The organism is Bradyrhizobium sp. SZCCHNRI3052 (assembly GCF_032484895.1).
GTDB lineage: Bacteria > Pseudomonadota > Alphaproteobacteria > Rhizobiales > Xanthobacteraceae > Bradyrhizobium.
In genome coordinates this window covers 182,823-207,158 of record NZ_JAUETW010000008.1, presented here as the reverse complement: position 1 = coordinate 207,158, position 24,336 = coordinate 182,823, and the positions used below count along the sequence as shown (strand labels likewise).

General features: G+C 66.2%; 22 protein-coding genes and 1 riboswitch. Of the genes, 10 read left to right on the top strand and 12 right to left on the bottom strand.

Annotation, left to right across the window (positions count from 1 at the left end; translation table 11 throughout):
- The first annotated feature begins 49 nt into the window (after positions 1 to 49).
- Positions 50 to 928 carry a LysR family transcriptional regulator gene (locus QW887_RS22140; protein WP_316183951.1) on the top strand — a complete coding sequence of 293 codons (879 nt, stop codon included), beginning with the start codon at positions 50 to 52 and terminating at the stop codon, positions 926 to 928.
- An 86-nt stretch (positions 929 to 1,014) separates the two neighbouring features.
- On the opposite strand, the gene QW887_RS22135 is transcribed toward QW887_RS22140, so the two are convergent.
- The 3 genes from QW887_RS22135 to QW887_RS22125 all read right to left on the bottom strand — a co-directional run bounded on the left by QW887_RS22135 (position 1,015) and on the right by QW887_RS22125 (position 4,370).
- Entirely contained in the window at positions 1,015 to 1,410 is a 396-nt protein-coding gene (locus tag QW887_RS22135) for a rhodanese-like domain-containing protein (RefSeq protein WP_315713332.1), read from the bottom strand.
- Between the two features lie 126 nt (positions 1,411 to 1,536).
- Complete coding sequence (locus tag QW887_RS22130) at positions 1,537 to 3,246, bottom strand: sulfatase-like hydrolase/transferase (RefSeq protein ID WP_316174227.1); 1,710 nt, start codon at positions 3,244 to 3,246, stop codon at positions 1,537 to 1,539.
- Positions 3,247 to 3,437: 191 nt separating this feature from the next.
- A complete protein-coding gene (locus QW887_RS22125) occupies positions 3,438 to 4,370 on the bottom strand; it encodes a DUF2380 domain-containing protein (RefSeq protein ID WP_316183952.1) in 933 nt (310 codons plus the stop codon).
- 189 nt (positions 4,371 to 4,559) lie between these two features.
- Between QW887_RS22125 and QW887_RS22120 the strand changes: the two genes are divergently transcribed.
- A complete protein-coding gene (locus QW887_RS22120) occupies positions 4,560 to 5,966 on the top strand; it encodes a sensor histidine kinase (protein ID WP_316184306.1) in 1,407 nt (468 codons plus the stop codon).
- On the top strand, positions 5,963 to 6,604 hold the full coding sequence (locus QW887_RS22115; protein WP_316183954.1) for a response regulator transcription factor: 642 nt from the start codon (positions 5,963 to 5,965) through the stop codon (positions 6,602 to 6,604). The genes QW887_RS22120 and QW887_RS22115 overlap by 4 nt, the downstream gene beginning before the upstream one ends.
- A gap of 17 nt (positions 6,605 to 6,621) precedes the next feature.
- Here the strand turns inward: QW887_RS22115 and QW887_RS22110 are convergent, their stop codons facing one another.
- Both QW887_RS22110 and QW887_RS22105 read right to left on the bottom strand, forming a co-directional pair.
- Positions 6,622 to 6,927 carry a hypothetical protein gene (locus QW887_RS22110; RefSeq protein WP_316183956.1) on the bottom strand — a complete coding sequence of 102 codons (306 nt, stop codon included), beginning with the start codon at positions 6,925 to 6,927 and terminating at the stop codon, positions 6,622 to 6,624.
- Positions 6,927 to 7,784 carry an SDR family oxidoreductase gene (locus tag QW887_RS22105; protein WP_316183957.1) on the bottom strand — a complete coding sequence of 286 codons (858 nt, stop codon included), beginning with the start codon at positions 7,782 to 7,784 and terminating at the stop codon, positions 6,927 to 6,929. The genes QW887_RS22110 and QW887_RS22105 overlap by 1 nt, the downstream gene beginning before the upstream one ends.
- A gap of 543 nt (positions 7,785 to 8,327) precedes the next feature.
- Here QW887_RS22105 and QW887_RS22100 point away from each other — a divergent pair.
- The 3 genes from QW887_RS22100 to QW887_RS22090 all read left to right on the top strand — a co-directional run bounded on the left by QW887_RS22100 (position 8,328) and on the right by QW887_RS22090 (position 12,755).
- A complete protein-coding gene (locus tag QW887_RS22100; protein ID WP_315752746.1) occupies positions 8,328 to 9,440 on the top strand; it encodes a DUF2336 domain-containing protein in 1,113 nt (370 codons plus the stop codon).
- Between the two features lie 271 nt (positions 9,441 to 9,711).
- Positions 9,712 to 9,930, top strand: a riboswitch (cobalamin riboswitch).
- A gap of 110 nt (positions 9,931 to 10,040) precedes the next feature.
- Complete coding sequence (locus tag QW887_RS22095; protein ID WP_315799367.1) at positions 10,041 to 12,101, top strand: TonB-dependent receptor plug domain-containing protein; 2,061 nt, start codon at positions 10,041 to 10,043, stop codon at positions 12,099 to 12,101.
- Positions 12,102 to 12,176: 75 nt separating this feature from the next.
- Complete coding sequence (locus QW887_RS22090) at positions 12,177 to 12,755, top strand: hypothetical protein (protein WP_315769095.1); 579 nt, start codon at positions 12,177 to 12,179, stop codon at positions 12,753 to 12,755.
- A gap of 85 nt (positions 12,756 to 12,840) precedes the next feature.
- Here QW887_RS22090 and ilvC read toward each other — a convergent pair whose 3' ends face one another.
- From ilvC to miaA, 7 genes are all read right to left on the bottom strand, one after another.
- A complete protein-coding gene (gene ilvC / locus QW887_RS22085) occupies positions 12,841 to 13,860 on the bottom strand; it encodes a ketol-acid reductoisomerase (RefSeq protein ID WP_315713342.1) in 1,020 nt (339 codons plus the stop codon).
- Between the two features lie 150 nt (positions 13,861 to 14,010).
- Positions 14,011 to 14,613, bottom strand: coding sequence for a LysE family translocator (locus QW887_RS22080; RefSeq protein ID WP_315713343.1), 603 nt, complete (start codon positions 14,611 to 14,613; stop codon positions 14,011 to 14,013).
- A 228-nt stretch (positions 14,614 to 14,841) separates the two neighbouring features.
- Positions 14,842 to 15,531, bottom strand: a complete 690-nt coding sequence (locus QW887_RS22075; protein ID WP_316183959.1) for a class I SAM-dependent methyltransferase — start codon at positions 15,529 to 15,531, stop codon at positions 14,842 to 14,844.
- A 3-nt stretch (positions 15,532 to 15,534) separates the two neighbouring features.
- Positions 15,535 to 16,077 carry an acetolactate synthase small subunit gene (ilvN, locus tag QW887_RS22070; RefSeq protein WP_315713345.1) on the bottom strand — a complete coding sequence of 181 codons (543 nt, stop codon included), beginning with the start codon at positions 16,075 to 16,077 and terminating at the stop codon, positions 15,535 to 15,537.
- A 214-nt stretch (positions 16,078 to 16,291) separates the two neighbouring features.
- A complete protein-coding gene (locus QW887_RS22065; RefSeq protein WP_316183961.1) occupies positions 16,292 to 17,275 on the bottom strand; it encodes a threonine dehydratase in 984 nt (327 codons plus the stop codon).
- Between the two features lie 227 nt (positions 17,276 to 17,502).
- Entirely contained in the window at positions 17,503 to 19,272 is a 1,770-nt protein-coding gene (locus QW887_RS22060; protein WP_316194960.1) for an acetolactate synthase 3 large subunit, read from the bottom strand.
- Between the two features lie 535 nt (positions 19,273 to 19,807).
- Positions 19,808 to 20,725: a tRNA (adenosine(37)-N6)-dimethylallyltransferase MiaA gene (gene miaA, locus QW887_RS22055; RefSeq protein WP_316165984.1), complete on the bottom strand. Its 918-nt coding sequence runs from the start codon at positions 20,723 to 20,725 to the stop codon at positions 19,808 to 19,810.
- 3 nt (positions 20,726 to 20,728) lie between these two features.
- Here miaA and serB point away from each other — a divergent pair, with 3 nt between their 5' ends.
- The 4 genes from serB (at position 20,729) to QW887_RS22035 (ending at position 24,326) form a co-directional block, all read left to right on the top strand.
- The gene (serB, locus tag QW887_RS22050) at positions 20,729 to 21,619 is read left to right on the top strand and encodes a phosphoserine phosphatase SerB (RefSeq protein WP_315713351.1); all 891 of its coding nucleotides are present in this window, start codon (positions 20,729 to 20,731) and stop codon (positions 21,617 to 21,619) included.
- 636 nt (positions 21,620 to 22,255) lie between these two features.
- Positions 22,256 to 22,525: a hypothetical protein gene (locus QW887_RS22045; protein WP_316183966.1), complete on the top strand. Its 270-nt coding sequence runs from the start codon at positions 22,256 to 22,258 to the stop codon at positions 22,523 to 22,525.
- A 455-nt stretch (positions 22,526 to 22,980) separates the two neighbouring features.
- Positions 22,981 to 23,277: a metalloregulator ArsR/SmtB family transcription factor gene (locus tag QW887_RS22040; RefSeq protein WP_316183968.1), complete on the top strand. Its 297-nt coding sequence runs from the start codon at positions 22,981 to 22,983 to the stop codon at positions 23,275 to 23,277.
- The gene (locus QW887_RS22035; RefSeq protein ID WP_316183970.1) at positions 23,274 to 24,326 is read left to right on the top strand and encodes a permease; all 1,053 of its coding nucleotides are present in this window, start codon (positions 23,274 to 23,276) and stop codon (positions 24,324 to 24,326) included. The genes QW887_RS22040 and QW887_RS22035 overlap by 4 nt, the downstream gene beginning before the upstream one ends.
- Positions 24,327 to 24,336: the final 10 nt, after the last annotated feature.

Genomic DNA, 24,336 nt, shown 5'->3' with positions numbered 1-24,336 from the left:
AGAGCATGCCGGTCATGTATATGTAAAATTACTTCGACAGCAGCTGCATATGACAATTACTAATATATCTCTCGCTCACCTTCGGGTGCTCAGCAGCGTCGTGGATTGCGGCACCTTCTCGGCTGCAGCCACAGAGATCGGCCTCACCCAGTCAGGGGTTAGCCAAAGCATCAAGCATTTGGAGGCGGTATTGGGCGGGCAGCTGCTTATAAGGCATCGTGACGGAATCAGAATCACCGAACTTGGTCGGGCAGTGCTCGCCGACGCCCGGGCTGCACTTCAAGCCGTCGAACGCATTCGACAAACCTGCAGCGCGGTCAATGGATTGCTCGCGGGGCATATACGCATCGGCAGTGTATCGAGCGTTGCAGCGCGGCTTCTGCCGGCCCGACTCGCGGAGTTCAAAAGGATGTACCCACGCATCACGGTCAGTCTGATCGAGGGGACCGATGCGGAAGTTTGCGAATGGGTTGAGAAAGACATCATTGATCTCGGCCTGACGGGAGAGACGACGCCGGCGGTGCAGCCCATCGTCATCATGGAGGATGAATTTGTTCTCGTCGTCGCATCAGACCATCGTCTTGCCAGCCGGCGGCAAATTAGCCTGACAGATGCGGCCGACGAGCCATTTTTGATGTCCGCGTCCGGCTGCGAGCCCGCCATTCGTCAAATATTCGATCAAGCTAAGATCAATCCGCCGATTGTGCTGCGGGTGCGAGATGCCGAAGCGCTCGTAAACATGGTCAGCCAAGATATCGGCATAACCATCATGCCACAGCTCGCCATTCCCGCCGATAGCAGGGCCATTGCACAGATTTCCATTAAACCGCGTCGTAGGCGTCAAGTCTTTGCGATCACGAGAAGTGGCGCTCCCAAAGTGCCGGCGGCAGAGAGATTGAAGGCCATGCTTTCGAATACGAAAGGTTGAAGCCGGCCATCTCCCTGTGGGATTGAGCCGCTCGCCCGAGCGTTCTGTCGGTTAAATGGGTCCTGACCCTAGTGAGCAGTTTACGCTTACATCCCCGGTTCGATCGGCTTCTCCACCGCGCCGCCATTGTCGGCCCAGTCCTTGAAGCCGCCCACGTTGAACACCTTGTCGTAGCCGAGGTCTTTCAGCGCCTTGCCCGCCAGCGCGGCACGGCCGCCGGAGGCGCAGTACAGAATGACGCTCTTGTCTTTGCTAAAATTCTTGTCGTGATAGGGCGAGTCCGGATCGGCGCGAAATTCGAGCATGCCGCGCGAGACGTGGTGCGCGCCTTCGATCTTGCCGCTCTTCTCGACCTCCGGCGCATCGCGCACGTCGAGGACGAGCGTGTTGCCCTTGCCGATCATCGCCTGCGCCTCGGCCGGCGTGATCTTGGGGACCACCGCGTTGGCGGCGGCCATCAGTTCCTTGACGGATGTGGACATGTCGAACCTCTCGCTTACACGGAGCGCACGGGGTAGCCCAACGCGGCCGTCCCGACAATCCTCCCATGGAATGACGGATCGATCGCAATCCCGTGAAGCCACCGACCCGTCGCGGGCGGTGAGAGTCTAGAGCCCCCGGATCAGCTCGGCGTCGATCAGCATGCGGTTGAACCGGCGCGCCTCGGCGCCGTCGCCGCAGGCGTAGAACACGCCCTTGCAGCGGAGCATGATGTCCTTCTGCTCGGCGAAGGACGGATCGAGCGGAATGCCGGCCGCCTCCAAGGTGACCAGCGGCAGATAGGCGGCGTCGATCCGGTCCATCACGACCGCGCTCTGGCGCGGCTCGAAATTGACGGCATCGACGGCGTAATAGGTCTGATAATAGCGCGGATCATAGCTTTCGAGCTTCTCGCCGATGCCGGCCTCGTCGAGCTTGGGATCGAGAATGTGCGGCGAGAACTCCGGCTGGTGATCGCCGTAGCGCACGATCAGGAACGGCTGGTCGCCGAAGCGCTTCTTCAGGCTGGCGAGGAAGCGCTGATAGTCCGTCGCGCTCATCGCCTGGCGGCGCAGATACTCATCGATCGAAGGCACGTTGCCGGGCGCGCGCCAGGATGGCGTCAGGTCGGGCCGGAACGTCGTCTCCCACGGGAAATGGTTGGCGGCGAGATAGACGAACATGAACAGCGGCTTTCCGCGCGGCCGGTGCTGCATCAGATCGAGCGCGGCATCGTAGAAGAAGCCGTCGGGCTCGACGCCCTTGGCGCCGAGATCGCGCGCGTCGAGGAAGCGGTCGACGCCGACCGTGGTCTGGAAGCTGCGCGCGCTCATGAAGGCGCCCTGCGCGGGATACAGCGACACCGTGTCGTAGCCGCAATTGCGCAGCGCCAGCGGCAGGCCGCGCTCGACCCGGCCGGACGCGATCCGCGTCACGAAATAGGCGAAGCGGCCGAACGAGCGCGACGACAGGCCGGCGAGCACGTTGTACTCGGTGAACCAGCTCGGTCCGCCATTGCTCTCGGCCATGAACTGCCGCGCCTTGCCGTCGAACGACTTGAAATGGCTGCCATAGCCCGCTGGTACCTTGATGCCCGGCGCGGAGCGGATGTCGAAGCTGGATTCGTCGTGGATCAGCACGATGTTCGGCCGGCGCGCGGCCGGATGACAGGAATCCGGGACAAAGGCAGCCAGACTTCGATCAGCGGTGGCGTCGGATTCCATGAAGCCGTTGGCGAGGAAGTCCGACACCGCCGTGACGCCGGAGCGGGCGAATTTCGACAGATAGCCGTCGTCATAATAGCCGCGCCAGGTCTCGTCGCGCCAGTTGAGCGAATACAGCGTGAGCGCAGCAAGGCAGGCGAGCTTGCCGGCCAGCGCCGGCAGCCGCGCGATCCGGAACGGGTCGGCCCACCACAGCAGCCCCATCAGCGGCAGCACGACGGCGGCCGCCACCAGCACCGACAGCTTCAGGTTCGGGAAGATCGTGAACAGGAACGCCGCGCTGTCGTGGTCGATCAGCATCACGTCGACGAAGTTCGCCGTCATCTGGACCACGGCGTGCTTGAGCTGCGACAGCAGCACCAGCACCACGACCATGGTCAGCGCCAGCGCGCCGGACACCGCAGGCCGCCGCAGCAGCACCAGCCAGAAGCAGTTCAGGATGCCCCAGGCCAGCACGAAGCCGAGCCGCGAGCCGAAATCGGTCTCGGTGTGCAGCATCAGGGCCAGCGCCGCGACATGCGGCGCGGCGACGGCGGACAGCCGGACCGCCGCGGAGCGCGTTGCGCTCGCCGCGGCGAGCGTGGTGATCGGTTGGTCGTTCGGGGTCAGTGACATCAGGCGATCGAAAGCAGGCGCCCTTCGCCGGCGTATGCCGACAGATCAAGGAAGGCTATCCTGTCATCCGACCGTAATGAAATCGTCACAAATCACAACAGCCCGGATTTGCACGGAGGGCGGCGTGTCGTCTCACGCCGCGACGAGAGGTGGCATCACTGCCGTCCTCGCGTACCGATCCTCGCCCTTTTTCAATTCTGGGTGCCGGTCTCGAGCAGCCGCTCGCGCACCAGGCGCACCGCGCCGCGGCTCCAGGAATAATTGGCGCCGAGGCGCAATCCGCTATCGCCGGCGACGACGAGCGCGCCACTGTCGGCCTGGCGGACACGAAAGCCGATGATGTATTCGGTGCGGCCGATCCGCCTCACGATGCCGAGCAGCGATTGCTGGGCGCCGAGCGCGCGGGCCACCCGCGCCTCGCAATCGTCGCACTCGCGCACCGGCTGCCCCGGCTTGATCTCGCCGGCCGCGTCCACCAGGCGATAGCGCCCGGACTGTGCCAGCAGCTGCCACACCGCGTCGGTCGTCTCCTGCAGCCCCTTCTGGTCGGATTCGGTCTCGCCGAGCGCGGCGCCCGCGCTGGTGTCGTCGAGCTCGAACGGCAGCAGCGCCAGCCGGATCGGCTCCGGCGGCGCCAGTGCATCACGGACCTGGCGCGAGACGAACATCTCGGCGCGCTGCCAAGCCTCGTCACTGTCGCCGCGGAAGGTGAAGATCTTGTCGAACAGGACCCGATGGGAGGCGACGTCGATGGCCGATGCGCGCGCCCACTGCACCAGAGTGGAGAGCTTCTGGACTCCGCCAGTGATCACGACGGTGGCGCCGGCCGCGGCCGCCATCTGCAGCCGGGCCTCCGGGGACGCATCGGTCGGACAGGACGGTGCGCAGGACGGGCTGACCGGCCGCAGCCGCGCGTCGGCGGCGACATCGCGGCGGAGCGCGGCGATGAACGCATCCAGCCGCCGCTGATGCGCGGCGGTCTGATCGACCGGCTCGCCGGACGTGTCGAGATAGCTGAAATCGTCGACCAGCACGGCCGGGACATCGCCGGAGGCGGCGCGGACCGGGCCGGCCGCGAAAGCAAGCGCGAGAACGAGACAACGGACGACGCGACGGTTCGACATGGGATCCCCCTGCAACGATGTCTGGCGGTCGGAAGCTAGACGCCGCCGTGCCATCGCCGCAGCGGCCACGGTCCCGGCGCGGCACGGGAAAAATTCACGACCGCACCGTCCACCGGGCCGCGGCGCTTTTGGCCCGGACGGTTCTGCCGTTAAATGCCGGCCGGCTGGGCTGTCATGGACACACCGAAGATGTGGACCCGCTACGACCTCAAATACCGCCTGACCCTGCGGATCTCGGTGGTCTCGGCGCTCTGCTTCACGGCGATCTGCGCCTATGTGCTGTTCGACATCGACCGCTCGGTGCATGTGCGCAATGAGCGGATCGCCGAGATCACGGCCCGGACTCTGCAATTGCAGCAAAGCAAGATGCATTGGGTCGCCAGTCCGCCGGCCGGCTTTCCCGACCTCGATGCGGTCGCGGCGGCGGCGATGCGACCGGGCCTGTGCATCGCCTATCGCGGCGTCGACGGCGCGATCGTGCAGCGCATCTGCGGCGGCGCCGAGGCGCAGACGGACGATCCGCCCCGCGCCTTCGCGATGCTGTATCGGCGACTGTTCGATCCGGGCCGCGAAGCGGCACGGCCGGTCAGGTTTCGCGACGAAACGACGGGCGATGCCGTCGTCTGGATCGACGCCGGCGTCATGACCGCGGACGCCTGGCGCGAGCTCAGCCGGCTGCTGCCGGTGCTCGGGACGGCGCTGGTGCTGCTGTGCGCGCTGGCCTACGCCGCGCTGGCCCGCGCGCTGCGCCCCACCCGGCTGATCTGCGCCGGGCTGGAGCGGATCGCCGCCAACGATCTGTCGGCGCGGCTGCCGCCGTTCGACCTCGCCGAGCTCTCGGCGATCCGCGCTGCCTTCAACCAGCTCGCCGAGGGGCTGCAGACGGCGCTGGCCCAGCGCGGCGAATTGACCCGGCGCCTGATCGCCTTGGAGGACGACGAGCGCCGCCACCTGGCGCGCGAGCTGCATGACGAATTCGGCCAGTCGCTGGCGGCGATCCGGGCGCTCGCGGCGTCGATCCGTCACAGCGCGGCGCAGGATTGCCCCGCTCTGGTCGGCGAATGCGACGGCATCGCGCGCACCGCGAGCGACATGATGGAGCAGTTGCGCGGCGCGCTGATGCGGCTGCGCCCGCCTGACGTCGACGAGCTCGGCCTCGCCGGCAGCCTGGAGGGCCTCGTCGCCGGCTGGAACAGGCGCCAGCACGGCCGCACCGTTTTCGAGATCAGCCTGTCGGGCGACGTCGACCGACTGCCGGGCATCATCGCCACCAATATCTACCGCATCGCACAGGAGGCGCTCACCAATGCCGTCAAGCACGCCGACGCGACGCGGGTGCGGTTGCAATTGACGCTTCAGGACGGGCCGGTCAGCGCGACCCTGCTCACCGTCGAAGACGACGGTCTTCTCGGCGAAGCTCCCGACAAGCCTGGCATGGGCCTGCTCGGCATGGGCGAGCGCGTCGCCTCCATGGGAGGCCAGATGAGCTTCGCCGCCACCTCCGGCGGCGCGCGCCTCCACGTCGAGATTCCGGTCCCGGCCCTGCCCGGCCTCTCGCCTGCGCCGACCCAGCCGGAAACGGCATGTGCGGCATGACGACGCCCGCCGGCACCATCCTGCTGGTCGACGACCATGCCGTGGTCCGCGAGGGCTACAGGTCGATGCTGCAGAAGCAGCCGGGGCTGCGCGTGGTCGCCGAAGCCGCCGATGGCGCCGAAGCCTACCGGCTGTTCAAGGAGGTCAGGCCCGATCTCGTCATCATGGACCTGACCATGCCGGGCGTCGGCGGCATCGAGGGCATCCGCCGCATCCGGCAATGGGATCGCAGCGCGCGCATCCTCGTCTTCACCATGCATGAGAATGCCGGCTTCGCGGTGCAGGCGATCCGCGCCGGCGCCCGCGGCTACGTCACCAAGAGCAGCCCGCCGGAGACGCTCGTGCGCGCCGTCATGGACGTGCTCGCGGGCCGCATCGCGATCAGCGCCGACATCGATCACGAGCTCGCGCTCAGCCGCCTCGCCGGCGAGCGCGCGGCCGCCGACGTCCTGTCCGCGCGCGAGTTCGAGGTGATGCAGATGCTGCTCGCCGAACGCACCACCGACGAGATCGCGTCAGCGCTGCATCTCAGCCCGAAGACGGTTGCCAACCTGCACTCGCTGATCAAGGACAAGCTCGGCGTGGCCAGCGACATCGAGCTGGTGCGGCTGGCGCTGCGCCAGGGCCTGCTGACCTGAGCCCGCAGGCTCACATCTCAGCAAGGATTTTCAGGGTCGCCCTGCGGCGTCGCTGTCGCTTCCGGCGCCGTGACCGGATCGTCGATCAGGTGAAATGCGCGCCCGAGCCGGCGCTGCACGCTCATCACGGCGCGGTCGACGTCGCTGATCAGGCTGTCGCCGAGAACGACGTGCGGGATCTCCCAGTTGCGGCCGCTGCGCACGTCGAGCGCATGAACGGCCGGCACACGTGCCGTCTCGCAGCCCGGCTGCGCGCGAAGTTCCTCCTCGACCAGGCGGGTCAGCTGCGCCTGGGTCTTGCCGATGGTCGTCATCGCCGGCATCAGGGCCTGATCGCGGGCATCAGGCCGAGCCGCTTGGCGATGATGCGATCGACGGTCCGTTTCGGAAGCACCCGCACGATCCATTGCCTCATGGCATCGGGCGCGATCTCGTAGCGCACCTTGGGCGCCGGCAAGGTCAAGGCGTCGGCCACCCGTGCGGCGATGGTCTCGGCCGGCAGCCCGGACTGGCCGAGATGCAGCATGAAGGCGCGGATCTTCTGCAGCGCCGGGAAGAACGGCGAGGCCTGATACGGCGACAGGTCGACTTCGTCGGCCTTGGCCCAGATCGGCGTCTTCACCGCGCCCGGCGCGATGACGATGACGTCGATCCCGAACAGCATCAGCTCACGGCGCAAGCTCTCGGACAGCCCTTCGATCGCATGCTTGGAGGTCGAATAGGGCGCCATCAGCGGGTTGCCGTTGCGGCCCGCGACTGAGCTGATCATCACGATCCGGCCGCGCTCTCCCGTCATGGCTGGATCGGCCCCGAGCAGCGGCGCGAACGCCTGGGTCGCGATGACCGGGCCGATGACGTTGACCTCCATCTGATGGCGGAACTGCGCGATCGGCAGCTCCGTCACGGGACCGGCGACGGCGATGCCGGCATTGTTGACGAGACCGGCGAGCGTCTCGCCCTTGAGCGCCGCTCGCACCTCGCCGGCGGCCGCCTTCACCGCCGCCTCGTCGGTCACGTCGAACAGCAGCGGCATGAAGTTGGCGCCGAGCTCGCCGCGCAGACGGTCTGCGTCGGCCTGCTTGCGAACGCTGCCGAACACGCGAAAGCCGCGCGCGAGCAGGAGCTTCGAACAGGCGAACCCGATGCCGGTGGATGCGCCGGTGATGACGACGGATTTCATGGTGACCTCAACGATTTGCGCGGCGATTATCGCACGAGATGCGGCAGGATGCTGGCGCTGATTTTTCGCGCGAGGTCATCGCCCCGCCGAACCTGCCCCGGAACATCGGGTGACGCCACGCATCGCACGGCGCGTCGGCAAAATGGCCGCGGCAAGAATGGGATTTAAGTTTCAAGGCTTGGGAGGATGACAGCTGACGTGAGATCGAGGGCAGCGAGCAAGTTGGATGAAGGAAGGTTTGTGACCTTATGAGATCATTAACCTTTCCGCTTCGCTGGCCTGTCGTCGCCGCGTCTGCGGGGGGGTGTTCGCACCTCATTCCATCGCCTGTCCGGCGAATCTCCGGAAGACCGGGCTCCAGCCCGTCATCCCACCTATATGTATCGTCTTAATTTTCCGTATCCGTGTTTCTCCGGAGTACTACGCCTTCGGCCCCTAACGCATTGTTATCGCCCGTGCCGAAAACTGCTCCGGCCGAAAGCCTTGCAGCGGATTACAATCGCGTTGCTGTCGCTCCGGCAATCCGGACAAACGAGCGCGATCGTGTCACAGCCAGAACAGCTTCCGCCTTCAGAAGACTCCATCATCACCGAACTCGAAGAGGCCGTCCGCAGCGGCACCTCGGCGAAGCGCGTCAACACGCTGCGCCAAGTCACCAACCTGTTCCTGCATGACGGCGAACGCCTCAGCGAGGACCAGATCAAGGTATTCGACAACGTGCTGTGCATGCTGGTCTCGCGGGTCGAGACCCGCGCGCGAGCCGAGCTCAGCAAGCATCTCGCGCCGGTCGACTACGCGCCCGTCGAATTGATCCAGCAGCTCGCCCGCGACGACGAGATCTCGGTGGCCGAGAACGTGCTGATGCACTCGAGCCGGCTCACCGAGCATACGCTGGTGGAGGTCGCGGCGACCAAGGGCCAGGATCACCTGATGGCGATCTCCAGCCGTCCGCATCTGACCGAGGCGGTGACCGACATCATCGTCGACCGCGGCGAGCGCCGGGTGATCCGCAAGCTCGCCAACAACCAGACCGCGCGCTTCTCCGAGTCCGGCTATTCCGGGATGATGGCGCATGCCGAGGACGACGACGAATTGTCCGAGATCATCGGGCTGCGCGTCGACCTGCCCACCAAGCACCTGCGCGACCTCCTGCGCCGCGCGACCGAAGCCGTGCGCGCCAGGCTGATGGCCTCGGCGCCGCCGGCGTTGCAACAGGAGATCAAGAAGATCCTCAAGGCGATCGCCGACGTTGCGCGCAGCGACGGCGGCCTGGTCGGGCGCGACTTCACGCTGGCCGAAGAGGCCGTCAAGCGCATGAAGGGGCTGAACGAGCTCAACGATGCCGCCATCGCCTTCTTCGCCGAAACCCGCCGCTTCGGCGAGGTTTCCGCCGCACTCGGCCTGCTCAACAACGTCCCGACCGAGATGATGGCCAAGGTGCTCGAAGGCCCGCGCACCGATATCGTGCTGATCCCTTGCCGTGCCGCCGGGCTGGCCTGGTCGGTGGTGGCGAAAATCCTGACCCACCGGCCGATCAAGCACGCCATCGACAGCGACACGCTCAAGCTCGCGGAACGCGACTACGGCCGCCTGTCGCTCGACACCGCCCAGCGCACGCTGCGATTCTGGATGGTGCACAACAAGGTCGAGAAGTGAGCGGGTGCTCACAAGGCGCAATCCTCATCAGCAACGACTCGCACTCCGCTGTCGTCCCTGCGAACGCAGGGACCCATACCGCGTGATGTGAATTGGCGGAAAATGTCTTGATCGTCGTCCTTCGCCACACGACCGCCGGTGGCTATGGGTCCCTGCGTTCGCACGGACGACAGCTATGGTTGTCGCAGGCGGCCGGGCATCACCGAGCCGACCGGCCAGCGTTATCGCCAGGAGATCGCCGGGCGCCGGATTGACTTTGGTGCGTCCGCACTCCTACGGTGATCGCGACGGTGCCCCTCGACCGGGGCTCAAAAGGGAATGCGGTGCCGGATGCGTCTCGCAAGGGACGTGACCGAAGGCCGCAGCTGCCCCCGCAACTGTAAGCGGCGAATCTCGCGTCAAAGGCCACTGGGAAATCTCGGTCCCGGGAAGGCGACGTGGAGGTGACGACCCGCGAGCCAGGAGACCTGCCGTCAGCCGTGGTCACACGCGAGGATGCCGGTCGGGGCGTTATTGGCATCGTTTTCAGGCAGGCCTGCAAAGGGCTGCATGAGACCTCGTTCGCGGTGACGTGCCACTGACGTCATGCCGAGGTTCCTCGTGTCCCCCGTTCCCTATGCCAGGCGCAGTCGCGCCCTTCTGTCGTCGTTCTGCGTCCTCTCGTCATTCGCCCTGCTCGGCCCCTCGCCCACAGCAGCGCAGCAATCCGCCTCCCCCGACCTTCTGCCCCCGGTTGAGGTCGACCCGCCGCGCGAGCCGATCGCTCAAAAACCAGCCATCCCCCGCAGAACCGGCAACGCCCCGCATCAGCAGGTGCCGGCGGCAAAGCCGGCCGCGCCAGCCGGAACCCCCGTCGCCGTCAGCCCGACCGGCGTCGTCACGCCAGTGGCCCACGTCGCGAATGCGATCACCGTGGTGACCGACAAGGACATCGCCGCGCAGCAGGCCCGCACCGTGCCGGACATCCTGAGCACGATCCCCGGATTGAACGTGGTGCAGGCCGGCGGCCCGGGCGGCCAGACCAACGTCTTCATGCGCGGCACCAACGCCAATCACACCAAGCTCTTCATCGACGGCATCGACGTCGGCGATGTCACCAACGGCAATGGCGCGTTCGATTTCGCGCATCTGCTCGCCGCCGACATCCAGCAGTTCGAGGTGCTGCGCGGGCCGCAGAGCGGGCTCTACGGCTCGGATGCGATCGGCGGGGTGATCTCGGTGATCACGCGCAAGGGCGAGGGCCCGGCGCGCGCGACCGCCTCGGTCGAGAGCGGCTCGTTCAAGACCTTCAACCAGTCAGCCGGCGTCAGCGGCTCACAAAACAATGTCAACTACGCGATCAATGTCGCGCATCTGCACGCCGGCGACGTTCCGGTGACCCCGTGGCAGCTGCTGCCTGCGGGGCAGAAGGCCATCGGCAATGCCTACGACAACGTCACCGCCTCGGCCAAGCTGGGCGTCGACCTCAACGAGGCCTGGACGCTGAACTCGGTGGTTCGATACACCGACGCGACGCTGCTGTTCACCGGCGACAGCGGCTTTCCGAGCTTTCCCGACGCGGCCCAGAGCAACCACGCCGTCCACCAGCTTGCGACACGCCAGGAAGCCGTGTGGTCGCTGCTCGGCGGCCGCATCCGGAACTACTTCGGCGTCAACTATGTGAACGACCGGTCGTCCGACCTGACGGCTGGCAATCCGGTGGCAGCGGTCGCGACCGGCGAGCGCATCAAGTATGACTGGCACGCGGTGACCGAGCTCGCGCCGCATAACAATCTCGTCGTCGGCGCGGAGCAGCAGACCGAGCGGCTGAAGACCGCCGACCTCTCGGCCGAGAATGGCAACAAGGCCGGCTTCGTCGAGCTGCAGACCGAGTTCGTGAAGCGCTGGTTCGTGGTGGCGAGCCTGCGCAACGACGTCAACGACCAGTTCGGCGGCCATGGCACCTACCGGATCGCGCCGGCGGTGATCCTGCCGGTGACCGAGACCAAGCTGAAGGCGAGCTACGGCACCGGCTTCAAGGCACCGACCCTGAGCCAGTTGCACCAGGATTTTCCGGCGTTCAACTTCTTCGCCAATCCCAACCTCCGGCCGGAGCAGAGCACCGGCTACGACGCCGGCTTCGAGCAGCCGCTGTTCGACGATCGTCTCCGCTTCGGCGCGACCTACTTCCACAACAGCATCACCGACTTGATCAATTTCAACGCGACCTTCACCTCCTACGCCAATGTCGGCCTCGCCACCACCGAAGGCACCGAGAGCTTCGTGACCGCTGATCTCACCGACCGGATCTCGCTGCGTGCGGACTACACGTTCACCCGCGCGGTCGATGCGGCCACCGGCCTGCAGCTGTTGCGGCGGCCGAAGGAGAAATGGAGCGCCACCGCGACATGGGCGCCGATCGATGCGCTGACGCTGTCAGCGACGCTGCTGCACATCGGCGACTGGCTCGACGTCAGCCGCGACGGCATGATCACCGGCCTCGTCGCGCCCGGCTATACGGTCGTCAACCTGCGCAGCGACTACGCGCTGTCCGACCAGGTCAAGCTGTTCGGCCGGATCGACAACCTCTTCAACCATCACTACCAGAACCCGACCGGATTCCTCGCGCCGGGCTTCGGCGTGTTCGGCGGCATCCGGGTGGCGAGCTTCGGCGTGCAGTGACGCTGCCGACCAACCTCCCGGCGGCTGACAGAAGCTGCCGAAATGGACTACAATCGCAACAGAAGGAGATGTTCCATGACTCTCGACGTCCTCGCCCGGTCTGGTACCGAGGCTCGCCTCGCGCCCGTTCCGCAACGGCATGCCGCTGCGTTCTGCTTCGCGCTGCTGACAGGGGCCTGCGCGCTGGCGAGCTTCGTGTTCGCCTGCGCGACGCCGTTTGCGGCCTTCGCCGTGATCGCCGCCGCCATGCTGCCGCTGCGCGCGGCGCTGCCGGTGATGCTCGGCGCCTGGCTGGTCAACCAGGGCATCGGCTTCGGCGCGCTGCACTATCCGGTCGATGCCAACACGCTGGCCTGGGGCGCCATGATCGGCGTGGCGGCGCTCAGCGCCACCGTTGTGGCCCGCATGGCCCTGGCGACCTTGCGCACAGCACCAGCGACGGTCGCGCTTGCCGTCGCGCTCCCCAGTGCCTACGCCGCCTATGAGCTGGTGCTGCTGGCCGCCACGCCCGCACTCGGCGGCGCCGCGAGCTTCGCGCTCCCGATCGTCGCCCGCCTCGGCCTGACCAGCGCCGCCTGGCTGGTCGGCCTCGTCGCCATCAGCGAGATCGTCCGCCTGCTGACGCCGGTGGCGTCGCGCCGCGCGGCGTCCTGAACGCGCCGGCGGACCTTCAACGACCCCAAACAAAAACGGCGGGCCTCTGCCCGCCGTTTTCATTTCTCGGTTTCGCCGCAAGACCTCAGTTCTTCGACTTGTCGACCAGCGCGCCCTTCTTGATCCAGGGCATCATGTCGCGCAGGCGGGCGCCGACTTCCTCGATCGGGTGCTGGGCAAGCTTGGCGCGGGTCGCCTTGAACGAGGTCTGGTTGACCTTGTTCTCCAGCATCCAGTCGCGCGCGAAGCGGCCTGACTGGATGTCGTCGAGCACGCGCTTCATCTCGGCCTTGGTTTCCGGCGTGATGATGCGCGGCCCGGTGACGTACTCGCCGTATTCGGCGGTGTTGGAGATCGAGTAGTTCATGTTGGCGATGCCGCCTTCATAGATCAGGTCGACGATCAGCTTGACCTCGTGCAGGCACTCGAAATAGGCCATCTCCGGCGCGTAGCCGGCCTCGGTCAGCGTCTCGTAGCCGGCCTTGATCAGCTCGACCAGGCCGCCGCACAGCACCGCCTGTTCGCCGAACAGGTCGGTCTCGCACTCTTCCTTGAACGTGGTCTCGATGATGCCGGCGCGGCCGCCGCCGATCGCCGAGGCGTAGGACAGGCCGAGGTCATGGGCATTGCCCGAGGAGTCCTTGGCGATCGCGATCAGGCAGGGCACGCCGCCGCCGCGCTGGTACTCCGAGCGGACGGTATGGCCGGGGCCCTTCGGCGCGATCATCAGCACGTCGAGATCGGCGCGCGGATCGAGCAGGTTGAAGTGGACGTTGAGGCCGTGCGCGAACACCAGCGCGGCGCCCTGCTTCATGTTGTCGTGCAGGTGCTCGCGGTAGATGTCGCCCTGCAGCTCGTCCGGGGTCAGCATCATCACGAGGTCGGCCCACTTCGCGGCCTCGGCGACTTCCATCACCTTGAAGCCGGCGCCTTCGGCCTTCTTGGCGGAGGCCGAGCCCTTGCGCAGCGCGATCGCGACGTCCTTGACGCCGGAATCCTTCAGGTTGAGCGCGTGGGCGTGGCCCTGGCTGCCATAGCCGACGATGACGACCTTCTTGCCCTTGATCAGGTTCAGATCGGCGTCGCGATCGTAGTAGACACGCATTGTCGTTTCCTCTTTGAGATGGCCGGAATTGGCTGGAAAGTCAGACGCTTGGGTGAGGCACGGGCGGCTGCGCCCGGACGAAATCCGGCCCGTGTCTAGAGCATTTTGGCCCTGCTTGGAAACCCCGATCTCGCATGGCGGCAGTCTCCCTCATGCGTCCATGAACACGGGATAGAGCGAGGCCAGGAGCAGCACCGCCATCAGGATGTTGAAGGCGCGGACCGCGCGCTCGGAGCTGAGCAGCGGCCGCAGCGCGGTGCCGAATAAGGTCCAGGTGATGGTCGAGGCGACCGCCATCACGAAGCTGATCGCGACCTGCAGCGCCACGTTGGCCGGAAAGCTGGCGATCGCGGCATAGGCGGTGATGGTGCTGATCACCATCACCCAGCCCTTGGCGTTGACCCATTGGAACAGCGCCGCGCCCCAGAACGACATCGGGCCGCGCGGCTTGGCGTCGTCAGGCTCGGCCGATCCTGACAAGGCGATGGCGACCGCGAGGTAGATCAGATAGGCCGCGCCGAGGTATTTCAGCACGTCCTGCAGCAGGGGATAGCGGATGAAAACCGTCGCGAGGCCGAAGCCGACCGCGCCGACCATGAAGGCGAAGCCGAAGCTGACGCCCATCATGTGCGGCACCGTGCGGCGGAAGCCATGGGTCACGCCCGACGACAGCAGCATGATGTTGTTCGGCCCGGGCGTGAACGCCATCACGAAGGCGAAGGTGACAAAGGCGATGAGGAGCTGCTGGGACATCTAATGAGCTCCTGCCACACGACGACTTTTCAACCTCCCCTGGAGGGGGAGGGTCGCCTCACATCGTGCGAAGCAACGATGTGAGGCGGGGTGGGGTGATCTCTCCACGCGCGAGCTTTTGCGGCGGCCCACCCCACCCCGATCGCGCATTGCATGCGCGATCGACCCTCCCCCTCCAGGGGAGGGTGGCAGCGTGGCCACCTCACCGTCGTACAAGAACATCAGCGCCTAGCCCTGCCCCGCCGGCTTCTGCAGCACATACGTCGCGTGCATCGGCGCATGGTAGTCGGCGGAGACCGTGACGAAGCCGACCTCGGCCAGCATGCGCTCCATCACCCAGGCGAAGGTCGAGTTCTCGTCGCGCATGTGGGTGATGACGCTGTCGCGGGCGAGGTCGTGGTTCTTGATGTTGAAATCCGCCCACTGCTCGACCGAGCGCTCGACACCGTCGGGCATGCTGACATAGACGATGTCGCGCAGGAAGAACTGTGCGCCCGGCTTCAGCGCCGCGAAGATGCGCGCCAGCGCCACCGCCTTCCAGAAGTCCGGCAGATGATGCAGCGTGAACTCGCTGACGATCAGGTCATACGAGTTCGGCTCATAGGCGAACGACAGCAGCCCCGCCGAATGCATCCGCACCGCGGTACGGCGGTCGCGGGTGTAGATCCGGGTCAGCGCCAGCATCGCCGGCGAGATGTCGATGGCGTCGACGACGGCCCCCAGCAGCGCCGCCTCGGTCGCCAGCACGCCGTTGCCGCAGCCGATGTCCGCCACCCGCCAGCCCGGCTTGACGCCGAGCATCTTCAGAGCAGCGCGCGCTCGCTCGTCGGCATCATCGCCCGAGCCGTAGATCGAGGCGACGGCATGATCGAGCCCGATCCGGTTGCGTTCGTTGTAGTACCAGTCGCGCGCCAGCATGGCTCACATCCCTTCCGATCCCCGCCCGATCGCCGCGATGCCGGTCCTGGCGACTTCCACCAGGCCGAGCGGACGCATCAGATCGATGAATTGCGTGATCTTGTCGGTATTGCCTGTGATCTCGAACACGAAGCTTTCCGTCGTGGCGTCGATCACCCGGGCGCGGAACGCATCCGCCAGCCGCAGCGCCTCGACCCGCGGCTCGCCGGTGCCGCGCACCTTGACCATCGCGAGTTCGCGCTCGATCGCGCGCTTGGTCAGCGTCATGTCGACGACGCGGTAGACCGGGATCATGCGGTCGAGCTGGTGCTTGATCTGCTGGATCACCATCGGCGTGCCGGTGGTGACGATGGTGATGCGCGAGAGGTGCTTCTGGCTCTCGGTCTCGGAGACGGTGAGGCTCTCGATGTTGTAGCCGCGGCCCGAGAACAGGCCGATGACGCGCGCGAGCACGCCCGGCTCGTTCTGCACCAGCACCGCCAGCGTGTGCGTCTCGTTCGGATCGTGACGGTCTTCGAGGAAATAGGCTGACGCTGGCTGGTTCATTGGTGTCCCCGTGATAATTCAACCGTCATGGCCGGGCATAGCAGTCTGCCTTGCGCAGACTGCGTAAACTTGTCTGCGCTCCCGGCCCTCCACGTCGAGCGTCGAGCGCGCGGTTCGTGGATGCCCGGGCCTTCGCCGCGCCGAAGCGGCTTCGGCCGCGCAGGCGGGTCAAGCCCGGGCATGACGGCGATGTTTGTGGCGAGTTGCGAGCTCCTCATGCGGCCCCCGCTTCGGCATGCGTGGCCGCCGGCAGCACCCAGCGCCTGAACAGGTCGAGATCGATGTTGCCGCCAGTCAGCACCAGGCCAACGCGCTTGCCGGCGAGCCTGCCCTTTTCCTGCAAGGCCGCCGCAAGCGGTGCCGCGCCGGCGCCTTCGGCGAGATTGTGGGTGTCGGTCCAGAGAATGCGCACGGCCTCGGCGATCTCGGCGTCGCCGACCTGCACGATGCGCGAGGCGCCTTTCAGGATGATGGCGAGCGCATCCGCATCCGGGCTGCGCGTCGCGAGACCATCGGCGTGGGTGTCGGCGCTGTTGGTCGTCACCACCGTCCGCGCAGCGAACGACAGCGCGTAGGACGGCGCCTCGGTCGACTGCACGCCGACGATCTCGGTCTTCAAACCCAAGAGATCGCGCGCCAGGATGCAGCCGCAGATGCCGGAGCCCTGCCCGATCGAGACGTAGAGCACATCGAGGTCGGGCGCCGTGCGGAACAGCTCCAGCGCGTAGGTCGCGACGCCGCGCACGAGATCGCGATGGAACGACGGCACCATGTGCAGGCCGTCGCGCGCCGCATGGCGGCCGGCCTCCTCGCGCGCCTCCTGGAAGTCGCTGCCGTGCTCGATCAGCTCGGCGCCGAACGCCGCCATCGCGCGGTTCTTCTCGACCGAGTTGCCACGCGGCACGTAGATCGTCACCGGCAGGCCGTTGCGACGGCCGGCAAACGCGACGCTCTGGCCATGATTGCCGCGCGTCGCGGTGATCAGGCCGCGGACATCCGGCCGCGTGCGCTTGAGGTTGTCGACATAGACCAGTCCGCCGCGCACCTTGAAGGCGCCGGCCGGCGTGTGGTTCTCGTGCTTCACGACGACCCCGGTCCCCAGCCGCTGCGCCAGCAACGGCCACGCATGCGCCGGCGTCGCCGGCACCACGGCGCCGACGATGGCGTGGGCGGCTTCGAGCTCAGCGAGGGTGAACATGAGAACTCCCTGACGCATGGGCACAATGCGGCCGCGCAAGCAGATGAACTCCCTCGCCCCGCTTGCGGGGAGAGGGTCGGGGTGAGGGGGATTCTCCGCGAGTCCGACTGCGTGAAGAGTCCCCCTCACCCGACGCTGCGCGTCGACCTCTCCCCGCAAGCGGGGAGAGGTTAAGAGAGAGACTGCCGGACGCGCGTGCCATCACCGCACCATCAAACCTATCAGACTCACACCAGCGCCTTGCCGCCGGCGAACGCCGCGGTCGGATCGCTCGCCTCCGCCGGCAGGATCATCTCGTTATGCGCCTTGCCCGACGGAATCATCGGGAAGCAGTTTTCGAGCGCCGCGACGCGGCAGTCGAACAGCACCGGCTTCTTGACCGAGATCATCTCCTTGATCGCGCCGTCGAGATCGCCGGGCTTGGAGACCTGGAGCCCGACGCCGCCATAGGCCTCGGCCAGCTTGACGAAATCCGGCAGCGCCTCCGAGTAGGAATGCGACAGGCGGTTGCCGTGCAGGAGCTGCTGCCACTGCCGCACCATGCCCATGTACTGGTTGTTGAGGATGAAGATCTTGACCGGCAGCTCGTACTGCACGGCCGTCGACATCTCCTGCATCGTCATCTGCACCGAGGCGTCGCCGCCGATGTCGATGACGAGGCTGTCGGGATGGGCGACCTGGACGCCGATCGCCGCCGGCAGGCCGTAGCCCATGGTGCCGAGACCGCCCGAGGTCATCCAGCGGTGCGGTTCCTCGAAGCCGTAGAACTGCGCCGCCCACATCTGGTGCTGGCCGACCTCGGTCGTGATGTAGGTGTCGCGGCCGCGCGTCAGCTCGAACAGCCGCTGGATCGCATATTGCGGCATGATGACGTCGCGGTTCGGCCTGTAGGCCAGCGAGTTGCGCGCGCGCCAGACGGCGATCTCCTGCCACCACGACTTGATGTCGGGTTTCTTCGCCTCGGCCCTGAACACCTGCAGGATGTCGGCGAGCACGTCGCCGCAATCGCCGATGATCGGCACGTCGACGCGGATGTTCTTGTTGATCGAGGACGGATCGATGTCGATGTGGATCTTCTTCGAGCCGGGCGAGAACGCATCGGTGCGCCCGGTGATGCGGTCATCGAAGCGCGCGCCGACGCACAGCATGACGTCGCAATCATGCATCGCCATGTTGGCCTCGTAGGTGCCGTGCATGCCGAGCATGCCGAGCCAATTGGTGCCCGACGCCGGATAGGCGCCCAATCCCATCAGCGTCGAGGTGATCGGGAAGCCCGTAACCTCGACCAGCTCGCGCAGCAGCCGCGAGGCCTCCGGCCCCGAATTGATGACGCCGCCGCCGGAATAGATCACCGGCCGCTTGGCGCCCGCCAGCAGCGCCACGGCTTTGCGGATCTGCATCGCGTCGCCCTTCACGCGCGGCGAATAGGAGACATGGACGTCGGACTTGCGCGGCGGATGATAGGTGCCGGTCGCGAACTGCACGTCCTTCGGCACGTCGACGACGACCGGCCCCGGACGGCCCGTGGTGGCGACATAGAACGCCTCGTGCAGCACCTTGGCGAGATCGTTGACGTTGCGGACCAGCCAGTTGTGCTTGGTGCAGGGCCGGGTGATGCCGACGGTGTCGCACTCCTGGAACGCGTCGTTGCCGATCAGATGCGTCGGCACCTGGCCGGTGATGCAGACCAGCGGGATCGAATCCATCAGCGCGTCCGCCAGCGGCGTCACCATGTTGGTGGCGCCGGGGCCGGAGGTCACCAGCACGACGCCCGGCCTGCCGGTCGAGCGCGCATAGCCTTCGGCGGCGTGGCCGGCGCCCTGCTCGTGGCGGACCAGGATGTGCTCGACCTCGCTCTGCTGGAAGATCTCGTCATAGATCGGAAGCACCGCGCCGCCAGGATAGCCGAAGAGGTGCTGCACGCCGTGGTCGATGAGCGCGCGCACGATCATCGCGGCGCCGGTCATCTGGTTCGGATCGTGGCTCTTGTCGGTCATGGTGGGCTCCGGATCGCTTCTGTCAGCGGCTGGTCGGTCTTGGTCAGTCGGTTTTGGTCAGTCGGTTTTGGTCACTTGGGTCAGGGTCGTTTCGGTCGGATCGCTGGCTTCCAGGCAATAAAAAAGGGCCCTGGAAGGCCCTGCGCACCGCTCGGAATTTGGATGGCCGCTAGCCATCCCCGGCGGTGCGCCTGGGTACGACGGCGATAAGGAGGATGGAAATAAAGTTGCGCATGATGCCGAGCGAGCTTCCCAAAGGTTGCGCGAAACATAGCCGGCGATGCCCCAATGTCAAGGCAAAGCCGGCTCGTCAGCGCGATTTTACGATGTTAACGCGGAATTTTCCGTTCGGCGAGCGGTAATTTGGCCGTTGGCCTCCGAAACGAGGCAATAGGCTGGATGAGAGTACGGGCTCCATCTCCAAACGAGGTCGTCATTCCGGGGCGCCCGGAGGGCGAGCCCGGAATCCATACTCACGATCGTGGTTATGGATTCCGGGCCCATCGCTTCGCGATGTCCCGGAATGACGATGCGGCTAGAGTTTGACGACCCATCCCTTTGCCGCCTCCGGGCTCATCCACTCGAACTCCGGCAGTTGGTGTCGAAACCAGGTGAACTGCCGCTTGGCATAATGGCGGGTGTCGGCCTTGCCGATGGCGGCCGCCTCCTCCCGCGTGATCTCCCCTCTGATATAGCGGATCAGCGCCGGCACGCCGTGGGCCTTCATTGCCGGCAGCAGCGGATCGAGGCCGCGCGCGGCCAGCCGCTCGACCTCCTGCACCGCACCGCGCTCCAGCATCAGATCGAACCTTGCATCGATCCGCGCGTAGAGCGCCTCGCGCTCCGGAGCGATGAACAGCGCCCGATAGCTGCCCTCCGGCAGCAGCGGCGGAGTGGCCTCGGCATGCCAGTCGGCCAATGGCCGACCCGTCGCCTCGATCACCTCCAGCGCCCGGGCCACGCGGGCGCGGTCGCGGACGTTCAGCCGCGCGGCCGCCGCCGGATCGCGTCGCGCCAGCTCGGCATGCAAGGCCTCGACGCCGTCGCGATCGAGCCTGAGACGCACCGCGTCGCGCACCTCATCCGGCACGGGCGGCACCGCGGACAGCCCTGATGTCAGCGCCTTGAAATACAGGCCGGTGCCGCCGATGAAGATCGGCAGCCGCCCGGCCCGTTGCACCTCGCCCAGGATCTCCGCGGCATCCCGGACATAATGGCCGGCCGAGTAGTTCACGCTGGCATCGACATGGCCGTAGAGCCGGTGCGGCACGGTGGCCTCTTCGTCGCAGGTCGGCCTTGCCGTCAGCACCCTCAGATCGCGGTAGACCTGCATGGAATCGGTGTTGATGACGACCCCGCCCGCTTTTTGCGCAAGTTCCATCGCCAGCGCCGACTTGCCGCTGGCGGTCGGCCCTGCGATAAGCACCGCTTTGTTGATCCCTGGCAAAGTCACCTGATGTCTCTCGTCGCCACCTTCATCTGCAATCCCGCCGATCCCGCGCTTGATACCACGATCGTGGAGGCCTTCCTGGCCGTTCTGCCCTCGCCGGGCACGCCGCGCTGGCTGTTCGACGAGGTCGCGATCGACATCCCCTTCGCCCACGACGGCGAGGTCCACAAGCTCGAGGCGCGCCTGCGCGACCTGCGCGGCGACATGCCGATCGACATCGTCGTGCAGGCGGAAGCCGTCAGGCGCAAGAAGCTTTTCCTCGCCGACATGGACAGCACCATGATCGGGCAGGAATGCATCGACGAACTCGCCGATTTCGCCGGGCTCAAGCCGCGCGTCGCCGCCATCACCGAGCGCGCCATGCGCGGCGAGATCGCGTTCGAGCCGGCGTTGCGCGAACGCGTCGCATTGCTGAAGGACCTGCCGGTGAGCGTCGTGGACGAAGTCCTGACCAAGCGCATCAAGCTGACGCCGGGCGGCCGTCATCTGGTGATGACCATGCGCGCCAACGGCGCCTATACCTGCCTGATCTCCGGCGGCTTCACGCTGTTCACCAGCGCCATCGCGGCCAAGATCGGCTTCCAGGAGAACCGCGCCAACGAGCTCGTCATCGATGGCGGCAAGCTCACGGGCGAGGTGCGCGAGCCGATCATCGGCCGCGACGCCAAGCTCGCCACCCTGATCGAGCTGCGCGAGGCGTTCGATCTCGACGAGATCGACACCCTGGCGGTCGGCGACGGCGCCAACGACCTCGGCATGATCGAGGCGGCCGGTCTCGGCGTCGCCTATCACGCCAAGCCTGCGGTCTCGGCCGCAGCCTCGGCCCGCATCGACCACGGCGACCTCACCGCCCTGCTCTATGCCCAGGGCTACACGCGCGATCAGTTCGTCGACTGACGAGACTGCGGCCGCGCGGCAGGCCAATAGCCGCGCGAGCCTTTGCGCAATACAGCGCCCTCCCCTGGTTGTGAGAGAGGACGCGTTCATGGGCAGCCGCCATGCCGTCATTGCGAGGGCAGCGAAGCAATCCAGAGTTCGGCGCAAGGCTATGGATTGCGTCGTCGCTTCGGTCCTCGCAACGACCGTGACAGGTTCATCGGTCCACGTCCGTGTCACAAAGCGAAGGTGACAATGCGGTGATGACCCGCACAGCCTGCTGTGGTGACATTTAGTCAATGTTTTGCGAACGCTCGACGATCGCAATCGCATTGCCGTGTGCGAATCGTCGCCGCAAGCAAAGCCGTTACCAAAGCCCTGCCTTCATCGGCTCTCGATCGGCGCATCATCAGGATTTTGTTTCAATCCAGCGCACTCGCACGCAACTCCATTCCAATCTCATTTCAGATCGCAAATCAGATCATTCGCCTTACGTATCAAGGCGGGACGCGAACTGCCATTTTAACCGCATCACCAATCCATGAATTGTCAAATCATGCTGCAGCGCATATAAGACTGACAACGCTAGGGAGTGTCCAAGGAAGCGAAAGCGATTGCAGGCCATGCAATCGATCATCGTCACAGAAGGACCTCCCGATGACCATCAAGCACATCATTCCCGGCTCTCTTCTTGCCCTCGCGCTGCTGAGCGGCGCGGCCGTTGCCGGCGAGCTGCCGAGCTACGAAGTCGGCGCGCTGCCGGCCACCCCGCACCAGCTCTCCGTCGTCGGTGCATCCGCCGCGCAGCAGACCATTGCGGTGAATGCCGACAGCGCCGCCTCGCCGCACCAGCTCGCCGTGCTCACCCAGCACCACCACAGCGCTGCGCTCGTCGCTCCGATCACCGTGGGCAGCGTCCGCAACTAGGCAACGCGGGCAACCCATCGTCGGATAGGTAGCGCGCGTCTCGCCGAGCGAGGCCGCGCTCCCTGTTCGAGATAACGCGTGGCGTCGCGCGTGGTAAAGATCCCGGACATCCGCGCCGGGCAGCCCAGACGCCCAGCCCCGCTGCACCTATTGGGTCTTCGACGCCAACGCTCTCCGCCTCCGTACCCGGCGCGGCGGCCGCGTCGTCGAGCCCAGCCGCACAGTCACATTCCGGCCGCCGGCGGCAAGACCATCCTGCGCGTGAATTGACCCGACGCCAGCCGGCTCGCCCGATTTCCCAACCGGGATCTCGCAGGGCGTCGCCGCGCGGGCCACGCATCACCAGCCATTATCAGCCTGACGCCACGCGCCGCGCCGATTGCCGGTCAAATCGCGCATCCGTAATCATTATATGCGCTATTGCGCAAATACGAAAATACGAATATATTTCCGCCATGTCCGATCCCGTCCCGCTGCTCGCCGCTCTGGCCGAGCCGACCCGTCTCGCCGCCCTGCGCATCCTTTGGGACGGCGGCGAGCATTGCGTCTGCGAGCTCATGCGGCAGCTCCGAGCCAGCGCATCGCGCATGAGCCGGCACATGTCCGCCCTCAAGGCCGCCGGTCTCGTCATCGACCGGCGTGACGCCCAGTGGGTCCGGTATCGGCTGAGCCCTGACCTGCCGCCCGATCGCCGCGCCATCCTCGACGCCGTCATGGCGGCCATGCCTGAGCCGAACAGGAGTGCAGCATGAAAACCGAAGCTTCGACCTATCCTGACGAGTCGGCATCGGCTGTGATCTGGATCATCGCGACGGCAGCTGCGATCGCGTTGTGGTTCGCGGTCTACTGGCAGCTGGAAGCGTTCTCGGCATGGCTGGTATCGTCGCTGCCGGTGTCCCGCGACAGCCATCTGGAAGAAGCCGCGCGGTTCTTCGTGTTCGACGCGCCCAAGGTCCTGATGCTGATGACGCTGGTCGTGTTCGGCATGGGCGTCGTGCGCAGCTTTTTTTCAGCCGAGCGAACCCGCGAATTGCTCGCCGGCAAGCGCGAGGGCCTCGGCAATGCCGCGGCTGCGATCCTCGGCGTATTCACTCCCTTCTGCTCGTGCTCGGCGGTGCCGCTCTTCGTCGGCTTCGTCTCGGCCGGCGTCCCACTCGGCGTGACCTTCTCGTTCCTGATTGCGGCGCCAATGGTGAACGAGGTCGCGCTCGGCCTGCTGTTCGCGCTGGTCGGCTGGAGGATCGCCGCAATCTATCTGGCCTTCGGCCTGGCGGTCGCGATCGTGGCGGGATGGATCATCGGACGCCTGCATCTCGAAGGCTGGCTCGAGGCATGGGTTCGCAACGTGCGTGCGGGACAGGCGGATATGCAGCCGGATGCGCCGACCGTCGCCGATCGGATCCGGGCCGGGATCGACGCGGTACGCGACATCGTCGGCCGCGTCTGGGCATGGATCATCATTGGCATCGCGGCGGGCGCATTCATTCACGGCTATGTCCCGAACGACCTGCTCGCCTCGATCATGGGCAAGGACCAATGGTGGTCCGTGCCGGCCGTGGTGCTGATCGGCGTGCCGATGTACGCCAACGCTGCGGGCATCATTCCGGTCGTCGAGGCACTACTCGGCAAGGGTGCGGCGCTGGGAACGGTGCTCGCCTTCATGATGAGCGTCATCGCGCTTTCGTTTCCCGAGATGCTCATCCTGCGCAAGGTGCTGACGCTCCGGCTGATCGCTGTCTTCGCGGGCGTCGTCGCCGCCGGCATCGTCGCCGTCGGCTATCTCTTCAACGCCCTGTTCTGATGAAAGGACA